This is a genomic window from Massilia sp. Soil_C_3 (assembly GCF_057657035.1).
In genome coordinates, this window is record NZ_JBDGJG010000002.1 from 288,371 (window position 1) to 301,819 (window position 13,449).

The 13,449-nt window shown below is 65.8% G+C and carries 12 protein-coding genes and 1 tRNA gene; 11 read left to right on the forward strand and 2 right to left on the reverse strand.

Annotation, left to right across the window (positions count from 1 at the left end; translation table 11 throughout):
• Entirely contained in the window at positions 1 to 528 is a 528-nt protein-coding gene (locus AC3A6F_RS04240; protein ID WP_487678715.1) for a MarR family winged helix-turn-helix transcriptional regulator, read from the forward strand.
• Here AC3A6F_RS04240 and AC3A6F_RS04245 read toward each other — a convergent pair.
• Positions 525 to 1,361 carry a helix-turn-helix transcriptional regulator gene (locus AC3A6F_RS04245; protein WP_487678716.1) on the reverse strand — a complete coding sequence of 279 codons (837 nt, stop codon included), beginning with the start codon at positions 1,359 to 1,361 and terminating at the stop codon, positions 525 to 527. The two genes, AC3A6F_RS04240 and AC3A6F_RS04245, sit on opposite strands and share 4 nt — an antisense overlap.
• Before the next feature lie 94 nt (positions 1,362 to 1,455).
• Positions 1,456 to 2,088 (reverse strand): glutathione S-transferase family protein, encoded by a 633-nt coding sequence (locus AC3A6F_RS04250; protein ID WP_487678718.1) that lies wholly within the window; start codon positions 2,086 to 2,088, stop codon positions 1,456 to 1,458.
• A 185-nt stretch (positions 2,089 to 2,273) separates the two neighbouring features.
• On the opposite strand from AC3A6F_RS04250, the gene AC3A6F_RS04255 reads away from it, so the two are divergent.
• The 10 genes from AC3A6F_RS04255 (at position 2,274) to epsG (ending at position 13,448) form a co-directional block, all read left to right on the forward strand.
• Positions 2,274 to 2,348 (forward strand) — tRNA-Arg (locus tag AC3A6F_RS04255).
• Between the two features lie 123 nt (positions 2,349 to 2,471).
• The gene (locus AC3A6F_RS04260; protein WP_487678719.1) at positions 2,472 to 4,388 is read left to right on the forward strand and encodes an ATP-binding cassette domain-containing protein; all 1,917 of its coding nucleotides are present in this window, start codon (positions 2,472 to 2,474) and stop codon (positions 4,386 to 4,388) included.
• A gap of 30 nt (positions 4,389 to 4,418) precedes the next feature.
• Positions 4,419 to 5,144: a CAAX prenyl protease-related protein gene (locus AC3A6F_RS04265; RefSeq protein ID WP_487678720.1), complete on the forward strand. Its 726-nt coding sequence runs from the start codon at positions 4,419 to 4,421 to the stop codon at positions 5,142 to 5,144.
• 111 nt (positions 5,145 to 5,255) lie between these two features.
• Positions 5,256 to 6,404: an XrtB/PEP-CTERM-associated polysaccharide biosynthesis outer membrane protein EpsL gene (gene epsL / locus AC3A6F_RS04270; protein ID WP_487678721.1), complete on the forward strand. Its 1,149-nt coding sequence runs from the start codon at positions 5,256 to 5,258 to the stop codon at positions 6,402 to 6,404.
• A gap of 18 nt (positions 6,405 to 6,422) precedes the next feature.
• Entirely contained in the window at positions 6,423 to 7,808 is a 1,386-nt protein-coding gene (locus tag AC3A6F_RS04275) for an undecaprenyl-phosphate glucose phosphotransferase (protein ID WP_487678722.1), read from the forward strand.
• Between the two features lie 242 nt (positions 7,809 to 8,050).
• Positions 8,051 to 9,115 carry a GDP-L-fucose synthase gene (fcl, locus tag AC3A6F_RS04280; RefSeq protein ID WP_487678723.1) on the forward strand — a complete coding sequence of 355 codons (1,065 nt, stop codon included), beginning with the start codon at positions 8,051 to 8,053 and terminating at the stop codon, positions 9,113 to 9,115.
• Between the two features lie 6 nt (positions 9,116 to 9,121).
• Entirely contained in the window at positions 9,122 to 10,243 is a 1,122-nt protein-coding gene (locus tag AC3A6F_RS04285) for an EpsD family peptidyl-prolyl cis-trans isomerase (protein ID WP_487678724.1), read from the forward strand.
• A gap of 43 nt (positions 10,244 to 10,286) precedes the next feature.
• Positions 10,287 to 11,081 (forward strand): polysaccharide export protein EpsE, encoded by a 795-nt coding sequence (gene epsE / locus AC3A6F_RS04290; protein WP_487678725.1) that lies wholly within the window; start codon positions 10,287 to 10,289, stop codon positions 11,079 to 11,081.
• A gap of 39 nt (positions 11,082 to 11,120) precedes the next feature.
• Complete coding sequence (epsF, locus tag AC3A6F_RS04295; protein ID WP_487678726.1) at positions 11,121 to 12,539, forward strand: chain length determinant protein EpsF; 1,419 nt, start codon at positions 11,121 to 11,123, stop codon at positions 12,537 to 12,539.
• Positions 12,540 to 12,578: 39 nt separating this feature from the next.
• Complete coding sequence (gene epsG, locus AC3A6F_RS04300) at positions 12,579 to 13,448, forward strand: chain length determinant protein tyrosine kinase EpsG (RefSeq protein ID WP_487678728.1); 870 nt, start codon at positions 12,579 to 12,581, stop codon at positions 13,446 to 13,448.
• Position 13,449: the final 1 nt, after the last annotated feature.

Below are 13,449 nucleotides of genomic sequence, written 5' to 3' on the forward strand. Positions count from 1 at the left end.
ATGGATGACGACAGGCGCAAAGAGGTTGCCGACGCCGAGAGGGGAGAAGCGGCCGAGCTGGACCTGGAAAGCCGCCTGACGGACGAACATCACCAGTCGCTGCGGCTGTGGCTGCGCATGCTGTCGTGCACGACGCGGATCGAGAACGAGATCCGCAGCCGCCTGCGCACCACCTTCGGGATCACCTTGCCGCGTTTCGACCTGATGGCGCAGCTCGAGCGCCATCCGGATGGGCTGCGCATGGGGGAACTGTCCCGGCGCATGATGGTCACCGGGGGCAATATCACCGGGATTACCGACCAGCTCGAGCGCGAGGAGCTGGTGATGCGGGTGCAGGATGCGAAGGATCGGCGCGCGTCGGCGGTCAAGCTGACCGAGGCGGGAAGAAAGGCGTTCGCCGAGATGGCGGCGGTGCACGAGCGCTGGATCGAGGAGATGCTGGCGGATGTGCCGGGAGAGGACAAGGCGAGCATGATCGCCTCGCTGTCGACCATGAAGCGCAAGCTGCGGGTGGAGGACGAGGCCTAGTCGCCCGCGCGTGGCGTGCGCCGGGCGCGCGCCGGCGCTGTCGTCCGGGCGCGAATCGCGGAAGGCGCGCAGTCGAATCGCGCGCGAAAGCGGATGGCGAAACGCGAGGCCGACTCGTAGCCGACTTCCAGTGCGATCCGGTTGACCGGCAGGCCGGTCGATTGCAGCAGGAGCAGGGCAGACGTCATGCGCACATCGGCAAGCAGCGTACCCACGGTGGCGTCTTGCGCGGCCAGTCGGCGGCGCAGCATCGCCTCGCTCATGGCGAGCTCGCGCGCCGCAAGGGCGGCGGTCCAGCGCCGTGTAGGGGCGGTCTCGAACAGCTTGCGTACACGGGCGGCAAGGCATGGCGCCTGCACCGGCGGAAAACGTAGGCCGCGCAGGAACAGCCAGGCCAGTACTTCGGCCAGCCGGTGCTCCGCGATGAGATCGGGGAACGGCGCCGTGATTGCGTCGAATGCGCGGCCCAGGGCGGCGCGAAAATCTTGCTCCAGGGCGCTGACGGTCCTGGCGCCGTCGATGTCGCCGATCTCGTCAATTTCGTTGCTGTCGGGCATCCGGCGTCTGGCGCGTTCCACCAAATCGGTATCCAGGATCAGCCAGCGCGCTTCGTAGCGCCCGTCGCCGGCCGGCCGATTAGTCACGTCGAAGGTGGTCCCGGCTGCGATGGCGATTGCCTCGCCGGCGCTGACCTGCCACTGGCGGCCGTCCGCATGCAGCGTCTTGCTGCCGTAATGCACGACGATCACGGTCGGCTGGTCGATGGCGAGTCGGCTGAAGCGCAGCTCGCTGCGCTGCACGACGCCGGCGGTTGCGCCGATAGCTGGGCGCACCCTGAGAGCGTTGGCGCCGAGGTCGGTATGTGCGGTCATCGGGTCGTTGTGGAGTGAAAGCTTACGGCAAGCATGAATGGTGAGGTAACGGCAGTCAAGCTGGCGCCCGCGCATCGGGTTCGGCCCTGCGCATGGCGCGCAGGTAGGCCGGACGCGTCGTCATGCGTTCGACGTAGGCGCGGATGCGCGGGTAGGGGGACAGGTCGTGGTCCGAGAAGAAGCGCATCGTCGTCAGTACGAACAAGCTCATGATGTCGGCAGCGGTGAACGTCTCGCCCGCCAGGAACGGGACACCGGCCAGGCGCTGCTCCAGCAGGGCGTGGGCGCGCTGGTGACGGGCGCGCAATGCCGTGACCAGCGGGTTGTCGCCGCCGAGCCGCCTGGCGACCGAATCGATCATCGCCGCAGGCATGAGCGAGCCGTTGGAAAAATGGAACCAGAACACGAAGTCCGCGTAGTCCGGTGCATCGGGGCGCACCAGCAGCCGGCCTTGCCCGTGGATTCGGGCGATGTACTCGACGATGGCCGCCGATTCGCCGAGTGTCAGCGCCCCGTCGGTGATGACTGGCGCCGTGCCGAATGGCGTGAGGGCGCGATACCCGGCCGGCGCAAGGCGCGTTTGCGGGTCGCGTTCATAGCGCTTCAGCGCATAAGGAAGAGCGAGTTCCTCGCAGAGCCAGACGATGCGTTCGGACTGGGATTTTTCGAGGTGATGGATGGTCAGCATGGAATACACCTTTCATGTGAGGGCACGGCGGGCGGAAGCGCCTTGCAGAACGCATGATAGGGAAACGCTGGCAGGCCGTTGGCGCAGGGGCGATCGTTTTCGGTGCCGATCCGCGCAATGTGCCGCGGGTCTTACGCTGTAGAAATGACAGAGTGCGCTGGCGGCTGGTACAATTCGCGTCGCGTGTCGCCATCGTACAATGGATAGTACAAGCCCCTCCTAAGGGTTAGATGCAGGTTCGATTCCTGCTGGCGATACCACCCCCCTCCCGCAGTTTCCCCAGAATATGTGAGAATTGACGTCGGGCGCGCGTCCAGTCGGTACAATGTGCGCCTTATTCAATCAACTCATGCTTTTGCCCGGCAGCGGGCCGAACACCGATCATGGCAGTCATCTCCCTATCTTCCGCACAACTGGCCTTCGGCCATGTCCCGCTGCTCGACCACGCAGACTTTTCGCTGGAAACCGGCGAACGCGTCGGTCTCATCGGCCGTAACGGCACCGGTAAATCCTCGCTCCTGAAGATCATCTCGGGCCGCTCGAAACTCGACGACGGCCTCCTGGTCATGCAGCAGGGCGTGAGCATCGCCTATGTGGAACAGGAACCGGTATTCGACCCGCAGATGACCGTGTTCGATGTGGTCGCGCTCGGCATGGGCGACCAGCAGGCGATGCTGACCGAATATGAAGAACTCACCGGCAAGTTCGGCCAGGGCGACGACGATGCGCTGATGGAGCGCATGCACGTGCTGCAGACCAAACTGGACGCCACCGACGGCTGGAACCTGGCGAACAAGGTCGAGACCACGCTGGGTCGCCTGAACCTGTCCGGCGACGCAAAGATGGGCACCCTGTCCGGCGGTATGCAAAAGCGCGTGGCGCTGGCCGTGGCCCTGGTGTCGGCGCCGGACGTGCTGCTGCTCGATGAACCGACCAACCACCTGGACTTTACGTCGATCAAGTGGCTGGAGAGCTTGCTGCGCGAATTCCGCGGCTCGATCCTGTTCATCACCCACGACCGCAGCTTCCTGGACAATGTCGCCACCCGCATCATCGAACTCGACCGCGGCAAGCTGCTCTCGTTCCCGGGCAATTTCACGACGTACCAGGAACGCAAGCGCGAACTGCTGGCCAACGAGGAAGTCGAGAACGCCAAGTTCGATAAATTCCTGGCGCAAGAAGAAGTGTGGATCCGCAAGGGCGTGCAGGCACGCCGCACCCGCGACGAAGGCCGCGTGCGCCGCCTCGAAGCGCTGCGCCTGCAGCGCTCCGCGCGCCGCGACCAGCAGGGCCAGATCAAGCTCGACGTGGCCACCGGCGAGCGCTCGGGCAAGATCGTCGCCGACCTGGAAGGCGTGTCGAAGCGCTACGGCGACAAGGTCATCGTCGACAGGTTTACCGGCACCCTCATGCGCGGCGACAAGGTCGGCCTGATCGGGCCGAACGGCGCCGGCAAGACGACCCTGCTCAAGATCATCCTGGGTGAGGAATCGGCCGACAGCGGCAGCGTGCGCCTGGGCACCAAGCTGAACGTGGCGTATTTCGACCAGATGCGCACCCAGCTCAACGAAGAGGCGAGCCTGGCCGACACCATCGCGCCCGGCAGCGACTGGGTCGAGATCAATGGCCAGCGCAAGCACGTGATGACCTACCTGAACGACTTCCTGTTCTCGCCGGAGCGGGCGCGTTCGCCGGTCAAGTCGCTCTCGGGCGGCGAGCGCAACCGCCTGCTGCTGGCGCGGCTGTTCGCCAAGCCGGCCAACTGCCTGGTGCTCGACGAACCGACCAACGACCTCGACATCGACACCCTCGAACTGCTGGAAGAATTGCTGGAGGAATACACCGGCACCGTCTTCCTCGTCAGCCACGACCGTACCTTCCTGGACAATGTCGTGACCCAGGTCATCGTGGCCGAGGGCGGCGGCAAGTGGCGCGAATTCGTCGGCGGCTATACTGACTGGGAGCGCGTCAAGGCAGCGGCCCCGGCGGTGCAGGCGCCAGCGTCGACCCCTGCCAAGGCCAGCGCCACCAAGGTGGAAGAAGTGGCGGCCCCGGGCGCGGCCAATAAGGTCAAGCTCAGCTACAAGGAACAGCGCGAGCTCGAAGAATTGCCGCAGCTGATCGCCTCGCTCGAAGACGAGCAGTCCGCGATCACCCAGCAATTGAACGCGCCCGATTTCTACAAGACGAATCCGGCAGACGCCAAGCGCATCAATGCGCGCTTTGCCGAGATCGAAGACCTGCTGCTCGACGCGCTCGACCGCTGGGAACGCATCGAGGCGCGCGCACGCGGCGAGTAAGCGCAGCTCAAGAACGAAGGGACGGCATCGATGAGCGAACACGATGATTCACAAGCCGTCCCTCCAGCGGCCGCGCTCGCGGCCGACGAACCTTTCCTCAACCGCGCCGCCTGGGTGCGGATCCTGCCATTCGGCACCTATATTTTCTTCATCGTCCTTGGCGACGTGCTCGAGCGGCTCGGTGTGGGCCGCGCCGAGCTGCGCTGGCTGTATCCGGTCCAGGTCGGCGCCGTGCTGGCGCTCCTGGCCGCGTTGTGGCGCGCTTATGACGAGCTGCACCAATTTGCCCTGTCGTTGAGGCAGGTGCTGGCCGCCAGCGCGGCCGGCATCATCGTGCTGGTCTTGTGGGTCAATCTCGACGCCCCCTGGATGACGATCGGCAGCGCGCCCGGCTACGACCCGCGCACGGATGGCGAGATCGACTGGCTCTTGGCGTCGATCCGCATCGCCGGCGCCGCCCTGATCGTCCCCGTGATGGAAGAATTGTTCTGGCGCTCTTTCTTGATGCGCTGGGTCGAGCAGTCCGATTTCATGTCGCTTGATCCGGCGCGTATCGGCTTCAGGGCTTTCGTGATTCCATGCATGTTGTTCGGATTCGAACACCATCTTTGGCTGGCGGGCATCATGGCCGGCGTCGCCTATGGGATGTTGTATATGCGGCACCGCAAGCTGTGGTCGCCGATACTGGCTCACGCTATCACCAATGGATTGCTGGGAGTCTGGGTGGTGCATACCGGAGGCTGGCAGTTCTGGTAATTCCTTCGGCGCAGCATCTACCGGGAAGCTTAGGACATGCCTTTCAACCCTGCATCGCATCGGCTTCGAACCGTGGCGGCCCTGGCGACGGTGTTATGTTCTTTCCCAGCAGTGTCCGCGCCGAACGATGCGCGGCAGGAAGACGGCTTGCGGCTGCTTGGCGGCATCGGCTGGGCCTATGACGACAATATTCTGCGTGTCGCCGACGACGAGCCACCGTTCGACGGCCAACGCAGCGATTCCTACCGCACGCTCGATGCCGGCGTCGTGCTCGACAAGACCATCAGCCGCCAGCGCATCGCCGCCACTGCCAAGGTGTCGAAGGTCAAGTTCGACCACTTCGACCAGCTCGACTACGATGGCCGCGACCTGCAGGCGAGCTGGTTCTGGCAAGCCGGCAAGGCGTACGAGGGCCGTGTCGAAGCGCTGTATATCAAGACGCTGGCGCCGTACACCGACTTCGACAGCGACGAGCGCAATCTGCGCGATCAGCGGCGCCAGTTGCTCGATGCCGGCTGGAAGCTGCATCCAAGCTGGAAGCTGCGCGTCGGCGCCGCGCGCGACAAGTACACCTACGCGCTGGAGGCCCAGCGCTACAACGACCGCACCGAAAAAACCTACGAGGCCGAGCTTCAGTACCGGCCGAAAAGCGGCAGCACCGTCGGCCTCGTCGCGCGCCGCGTGAAAGGCACCTATCCCTACCGGCGGCCTTACAACAGCAGCGTGCTCACCGACGATTTCACCCAGGACGAGCTCAAGGCACGAATCGACTGGCTCGCCAGCGGCTCGACGACGCTGCAGGCGCTGGTCGGCTATGCGCGGCGCGACCAGCCTTCGTACGGCGAAGGGCGCACCAGCGGCGTCAATGGCCGTGTCACCTGGCTGTACAAGCCGCAGGGCAAGATCAGCTACAGCGCCTCGCTGTGGCGCGAGTTCGCGCCGATCGAAAGCGTGCGCGTCAGCACGACCCTGAACAAGGGGGCGAGCCTGCAAGCCACCTGGCTGGCGACCGACCGCATCAGGGTGGACGCCCGCGCGTCCTACGAGAAGCGCGACTACACGGCGCGCGACGAGTTTGCCGGTCTGGATGACCTGAACGACGCGATCCGCAGCGCCAGCTTGCGGGCGCTATGGCAGGTCCGGCCCAAGGTGCAAGTGATTGCCGGCTACGCCTACGAGTCGCGCTCGGGGTCGCAGGCACTCGGCACCGGCAAGTTCGACGCCATTATGGTGCAGCTGAGTGCCAATGTGCTGTTCTGACCATGGATGTGGCGGCGCATGACGGTCAACGATATTCCCATTATCTCGTTCTTCCAGCGCGTGCTCGATCCGCTGATCGTGATGGGCAGCCTGTACCTGGCGACATTGGCCTTTGGCGAACCGTTCTCCGGCTATTGCCTGGTGCTGATGATCCTGGCCTTCTTCATCTCGTCGGCCGTCTACCAGCAAATCGATCCCTACCGCACCTGGCGCAGCGGCCGCATGCTGGCGTATGCGCGCGATACGGTGTTCGGCTGGTGCCTGACGCTCGCCGTGCTGTACTTCCTCGGTTCGGCCAGCGGCATGAAATATTATTTCGACGAGCGGGTGTTGCTGGCCTGGGCGGTGGCGACGCCGCTGACGATCCTGGCCAGCCACATCGCGGTGCGCTTCGCCACCGGGGGCCGCAAGCACCACGCGCGTGAACTGCGCTCGATCGTGGTGGTCGGCGCCAACGAGGCCGGCATCAGGTTCGCAGGTGTGTGCGAGCGCCATCCGAACCTGTTCATGCAGGTGCAGGGCTTTTTCGACGACCGTACCGACGGGCGCCAGCCACCCGGCCTGCGCTATCCGACGCTGGGCAAGATGGCCGAGGTCGCCGCTTATGTGCGGCGCAAGAACATTAAGATGATCTTCATCAGCCAGCCGGTCTCGGCCCAGCCGCGCATCCGCCAGCTGGTCGACGAATTGAAGGACACCACTGCCTCGGTCTATTTCTTGCCCGACGTGTATGTGTTCGACCTGATGCAGGCGCGTTTCGATACCGTGGGCGGCATGCCGGTGATCGCGATCAGCGAGACGCCCTTCATGGGCTTTAACAGCGTGCTCAAGCGCGGCACCGACGTCGTGGTCAGCGCGTTGGCCCTGGTGCTGCTGGCGCCGCTGATGCTGTTGATTGCCCTTGCCGTGAAGCTCGGTTCGCCCGGCCCGGTGCTGTTCAAGCAGCGCCGCTACGGGCTGTATGGCGAAGAAATCTATATCTATAAATTCCGCTCGATGACGGTGCTGGACGACGGGCCGACCATCGTCCAGGCCAGGGCCGGCGATCGCCGCATCACGCGTATTGGCCACTTTTTGCGCCGCACGTCGCTCGACGAATTGCCGCAGTTTATCAATGCGCTGCAAGGACGCATGAGCGTGGTCGGGCCGCGTCCGCACGCGGTCGCGCACAACGAGGAATACCGCAAGCTCATCAAGGGTTATATGCTGCGCCACAAGGTCAAGCCGGGCATTACCGGCTGGGCCCAGGTCAACGGCATGCGCGGCGAGACGGCCACCCTCGACAAGATGGAAGCGCGCATCCGCTACGACCTCGATTACCTGCGCAACTGGTCGCTGTGGCTCGATCTGTGGATCATCCTCAAGACCGTCAAGGTCGTCTTCACGCGCGAGAACGCGCACTAAAGGCTGCACGAAAAATGAACCGTTGGGCTTCGCGCGCATCGAATGGCAGGGTGGCAGCGATTCCAGCGGGCTTTCGAGCCAATCATTTTTATCCTGGGAACGGATGAGCGCCAATCGACGCGCTCTTTGATCTGGACGATTGCCGACAAGCTTGCGCGGCCATCCGGTCTGGGTAGAATCGTTAACGGGAATGCAAGAGCAATGACCGATTCTTTGCTGCAAAAGGGGTATCGCCATTGATCATGGGAGGCAATGTGCACAACAAGCCACGCATCTACGTTGCCGGCCACCGCGGCCTCGTCGGCTCGGCCATCGTGCGCGCGCTGCGCGCCGCAGACAAGGCCGAGATCGTCACCCGCAGCCACGACGAACTCGAGCTGACCGATCAGGAACGGGTACGCGAATTCTTCCGCGGCGAAGGCATCGACCAGGTCTACCTGGCCGCAGCCAGGGTAGGCGGCATCCACGCCAACAACAGCTATCCGGCCGAGTTCATCTACGACAACCTGATGGTGCAGGCCAATGTCGTGCACGAGGCCTGGCGCGCGGGCGTGCGCAAGCTGCTGTTCCTGGGCTCGTCGTGCATCTATCCGCGCCTGGCGGCGCAGCCGATCCGCGAAGAATACCTGATGAACGGCATGCTCGAGCCGACCAATGAACCCTATGCCATGGCCAAGATTGCCGGCATCAAGCTGTGCGAAAGCTATAACCGCCAGTACGGCACCGACTATCGCAGCGTGATGCCCACCAATCTGTACGGTCCCGGCGACAACTACCACCCCGAGAACAGCCACGTCATTCCCGCCCTGCTGCGCCGCTTCCACGAGGCAAAGACGCGCGCCGCTCCCGAGGTCGTGATCTGGGGCAGTGGCAAGCCGATGCGCGAATTCCTCTACGTCGACGACATGGCGGCCGCCAGCGTCCACGTGATGGAACTGGCGCCCGAGGCGTATGCAGCCGCTACCGACCCCATGCATTCGCACATCAATGTCGGCACCGGCCAGGACGTCACCATCGCCGAGCTGGCGCGCCTGGTGGGGCAGATCGTGGATTACCGGGGCGATATCGTCTTCGACGCCAGCAAGCCCGACGGCACGCCGCGCAAGCTGCTCGACGTGTCCAAGCTGGCGGCGCTGGGCTGGCGCGCCAGTACGCCGCTGGCCGAGGGTTTGCAGCGCGCCTATCTCGGCTATCTCGCTCATCTCTCTTGCGAAGCCGGGCTGGACGCCCGATGTGAGATGCACAACAGAACAGATGGCGCAAGCGGTCCAGAATGGCGGATTTCAACCCGGACCGCGCATGCCTGAAAGGCAATGCCGTCCACGCTGGAGAACACCATGCAGAGCTCGTACCAGAACGCCACAGACTTGCCGCCTTCATTCGCTCCGAGGTTCACCCCGATGCGGGCCGTGTGCGCGACCGTGCTCCTGGCCAGCGTCGCGCTGGCGGGCTGCAACCGGGACAAGCCGGTGCCCGAGACGAAGCCCGGCCAGGCCCTGGCCAGCGTGAATGGCGAGGAGATCACGGTATTGCAGCTCAATGAAGAATTGCAGCGTGCCGGCGTGCCGGCGGCCCAGCAGCAAACCGCCAGCAAGCAGTTGCTGCAAGCGCTGATCGACCGCGAACTGCTCGAGAACGAAGCGGCCAAGGACAAACTCGACCGCGATCCCAAGGTGATGCAGGCGATCGAGCGCGCGCGCTCCCTGATCATCGCCCAGGCCTATATGCAGAAGCGGGTGGGCGACGTCGGCCGTCCGACCGAGGCCGAGATCGAGGACTACTTCAACAAGCATCCCCAGTTCTTCGCCAAGCGCCGCCAGTTCGCGATGAACCAGCTCGTGTTTCCGGCGGCCGGCGTAACGCCCGAGCTGCGCTCCGTCGCCGACAAGGCCCGCTCGCTCGAGGAAGTGGCGGCCTATCTCGACACCAGGCAGGTCGCCTACGGCCGCGCCCAGGTCACGCGCAGCACTGCCGACCTCAAGCCCGAGCTGGCCGCGAAGCTGTTGTCGATGCCGAAGGGCCAGCTGTTCCTGGTGCAGGAAGGGCAGCGCGCGCTCCTGACCTCGATCGACGCGGTGCGCGACGCGCCGGTGTCGCTGGCGATCGCCGCACCGCAGATCGCGCAATACCTGGCCACCCGCAAGAACAAGGAATTGGCCCAGGCCGAGATCCAGCGCCTGCGCGCCACCGCCAGGATCGACTACTTGAACAAGGACCTGGCGCCCGACGCCGCCACGCCCGGCGCACTTCCGGCCGCGGCGCCTGCCTCGCTGACCGGCATGCCCGGCGCGCCGGCAGGGTCCGGACTGGGACCGGCGTCGACCGCCAACGACGGCAACGGCGACAACGATATCGGCCCGGTGGCCGACACCGTGGACGCGGACGCGCGCGCCGACAAGGCGGCGCTCGATCGCGGGGTGGCCGGCCTCAAGTAGCGCATCTTCAAGGATTTCCCAACGACATGCCTGGAGACTGACGATGAAACGCTGGATCAAGTGGATGACGGGAGCCGCCTTCATGCTGGGCATCGGCATGGGCGTGGCCAGTGCGGCCGAGGTGCAGCTGGGCGCCGGCGACGTGGTCAAGCTGTCCGTGTATGGCAGCCCCGACCTGTCGATCGAGACCCGCGTCAGCGAGAGCGGGCACATCACGTTCCCGCTGCTGGGCCAGGTGGCTGTCGGCGGCCTGTCGGTGGCCGCCGCCGAAAAGAAGATCGCCGGCCAGCTCGAGAAGGGCGGCTACATCAAGCGGGCCCAGGTGAACATGCTGGTGACCACGCTGGCCAGCCAGCAGGTATCGGTGCTGGGCCAGGTGAACCGGCCGGGCCGCTATCCGGTCGAAGGCAGGCGCAAGGTGCTCGACATGCTGGCGCTGGCCGGCGGCATCCATGGCGACGGCGGCGACATGATCAGCCTGGTGCGCACGCGCGACGGCAAGACGACGCGCGAGACCATCGATGTGGTCGACATGGTGCGCAAGGGCGAGCTCGACAGGGATTACGAGGTTGCCGGCGGCGACATCATCTTCGTGGAGCGGGCGCCGCGCGCCTACGTCACCGGTGAGGTAGGTCGTCCGGGGGCGTTTCGCCTGGAGCGCGGCATGACGGTCCAGCAGGCGATTTCGGCCGGCGGCGGCCTGAGCCCGCGCGGCAGCGACAACGGCATCAAGGTCACGCGCCGCGACCCCAGCGGCAAGCCGGTCACGCTGGATGTCCAGGCCGGCGATCCGGTCCAGGTCGACGACGTCATCGTGGTGCGCGAAAGCTGGTTTTAACGGCGCTGGAGCTCCGGCACCGGCACGTAGAGGTGAGTCATGAGCATGCATCAATTTTTGCTGATCTTGCTGGCCCGGAAGAAAATTGTCCTGGGAGCGCTCCTGGTCACGGTGCTGCTCGCCCTCGGCTGGAGCGTGGTGCAGCAAAAGACCTACGAAGCGACGGCGTCGGTGCTGCTCAACTACAAGGGCGTCGATCCGCTCACCGGCCTGACGATGCCGGGTCAGTTGATGCCGGGGTATATGGCGACGCAGATGGACATCATCGGCAGCAAGAACGTGGCGCTGCGTGTCGTCGACACGCTGCGGCTGGCGTCCAGCCCGGCTGTCGTCCAGCAATTCCAGCAAGCGAACGAGGGCAGGGGGACGGTGCGCGACTGGCTGGCCGACCTGCTGCTCCAGAAGCTCGAGATCATGCCGTCGCGCGAGTCGAGCGTGGTCGAGATCAGCTTCAGCGGCGCCGACCCCGTGTTCGCAGCCGCGGTCGCGAACGCCTTCGCCGAGGAGTACCGGCGGGCCGGCGTGCAGCTCAAGACCGAGCCGGCCAAGAACGCCTCGCTGTACTTCAACGAGCAGACCAGGCAGTTGCGCGACAACCTCGAGGCGGCCCAGGCCCGCCTGTCGAAGTATCAGCAAGAAAAAGGCATCGTCAGCCTCGACAACAACCGGGTCGATGTCGAGCTGTCGCGCCTGAACGACCTGGCCGCCCAGCTGGTCGTGGCCCAGGCCGCGGCCATGGAAGCGGGCTCGCGTGAAAAGGCCGCCGGGACGGCCGGCGCGGCCGTCGATTCGCCCGACGTCGCCAACAATACGCTGATCCAGAACCTGCGCATGAACCTGGCCAGCGCCGAGGCCAAGCTGGCCGAGGCCGGCGCGCGCTTCGGGCGCAACCACCCGCAATACCAGGCGGCGGCTGCCGAAGCAGGCAAGCTGCGCGCCGAGCTCGCCAGTGCGCTGGGCACCGTCAGCCGCAGCGTCGGCGCCAACGCCGACGTCTACCGCCAGCGCGAAGCCCAGCTGCGCAGCGAGTTGGCGGCGCAGAAGGAGCGCGTGCTGGAGCTGAACCGCACCCGCGACGAGCTCGGTCCCTTGCTGAAAGACCTCGAGGGCGCCCAGCGCGCCTTCGATGCGGCGAGCCAGCGCTACTCGCAGACGCGGATCGAGGCCCTGTCCGAGCAATCCGACGTCTCGGTGCTCAATCCGGCAGTGGCCCCCACGACGCCGAGCGGCCCACGCATCCTGCTCAATACGCTGGTCGCGATCGTGCTCGGCACCGTGCTCGGCGTCGGCCTGGCGCTGCTGCTGGAACTGCTCGCGCGGCCGGTGCGCTCGGCCAGCGACCTGCGCGACATGCTGGGCATTCCGGTACTGGGCACCGTCGCCTGGCAGGCGCCGCCCGCGCGCGAGGGCCGTATTCGCAGGCTGATGGCGCCCGGCGGGCGGCCGCGCCTGAATTGAAACGAGTTGAACTGAACTGAGCTGAGCCGAGGACTCGTCATGAACTCTTCCGTGCTATCCGCCCTGCACAGTGGCCCCGGCCGCGATACCAGCCTGGGGACGCTGCTGGTCGATGCGGGCAAGCTCAGCGTCGATGACGCCGAGCGCGTGCTGCGCACCCACGAAGACCTGGGCATCCGCTTCGGTGAAGCGGCGCTGCGCCTTGGCCTGGTGAGCGAGGACGATATCCAGCAGGCGCTGGCCCGGCAATTCGCCTATCCCTATGTGCAGAAAGGGCAGGCCAGGCTCTCGCCCCGGCTGGTCGCCGCCTACGAACCGTTTTCGCCCCAGGTCGAAGCCTTGCGCGCGATCCGCAGCCAGCTGATGCTGCGCTGGTTCGCGCGCGGACGGCGCGCGCTGGCGATCGCCGGCGTCGACCCGGACGATGGCGCCAGCCTGTTCGCGGCCAATCTGGCGCTGGTGTTTTCCCAACTCGGCGAGCAGACCCTGCTGGTGGACGCCAACCTGCGCGCGCCGCGCCAGCATGAGCTGTTCGGGCTCAGGCCGCGCCAGGGCCTGTCCGACCTGCTGGCGGGGCGGGCCGACCTGGATGCCATATTGCGCGTGCCGTCCTTTGCCGACCTGTCGGTGCTGCCGGCCGGGACCTTGCCGCCGAATCCGCAAGAACTGCTGGCGCGGCCCGCTTTCCGCACGTTGTCGGCGCAGCTGGAAAGCCGCCACGACGTCGTGCTGGTCGACTTGCCGCCCTTTACCGCCGGCGCCGATGCCCTGGCGGTGGCGGGCCGTGCCGGCGGCGTGCTGCTGGTGGCCTGCAAGCACCGCACCCGCATCGCCGACGTGGCGCGCATGGCCGGGCAGATGGCCGATGCCGGCGCCGAAGTGGTCGGTTCGGTGGTGATGGAGTTCTAGC

Excerpts from the sequence above, each read along its gene's own strand:
- AC3A6F_RS04275 (WP_487678722.1), top strand. The coding sequence starts at position 6,423 with ATGACGGTCAACGATATTCCCATTATCTCGTTCTTCCAGCGCGTGCTC.
- AC3A6F_RS04285 (WP_487678724.1), top strand. The coding sequence starts at position 9,122 with ATGCCGTCCACGCTGGAGAACACCATGCAGAGCTCGTACCAGAACGCC.
- epsE (WP_487678725.1), top strand. The coding sequence starts at position 10,287 with ATGAAACGCTGGATCAAGTGGATGACGGGAGCCGCCTTCATGCTGGGC.
- AC3A6F_RS04265 (WP_487678720.1), top strand. The coding sequence starts at position 4,419 with ATGAGCGAACACGATGATTCACAAGCCGTCCCTCCAGCGGCCGCGCTC.
- AC3A6F_RS04260 (WP_487678719.1), top strand. The coding sequence starts at position 2,472 with ATGGCAGTCATCTCCCTATCTTCCGCACAACTGGCCTTCGGCCATGTC.
- AC3A6F_RS04250 (WP_487678718.1), bottom strand. The coding sequence starts at position 2,088 with ATGCTGACCATCCATCACCTCGAAAAATCCCAGTCCGAACGCATCGTC.
- fcl (WP_487678723.1), top strand. The coding sequence starts at position 8,051 with ATGGGAGGCAATGTGCACAACAAGCCACGCATCTACGTTGCCGGCCAC.
- epsF (WP_487678726.1), top strand. The coding sequence starts at position 11,121 with ATGAGCATGCATCAATTTTTGCTGATCTTGCTGGCCCGGAAGAAAATT.
- AC3A6F_RS04240 (WP_487678715.1), top strand. The coding sequence starts at position 1 with ATGGATGACGACAGGCGCAAAGAGGTTGCCGACGCCGAGAGGGGAGAA.
- epsG (WP_487678728.1), top strand. The coding sequence starts at position 12,579 with ATGAACTCTTCCGTGCTATCCGCCCTGCACAGTGGCCCCGGCCGCGAT.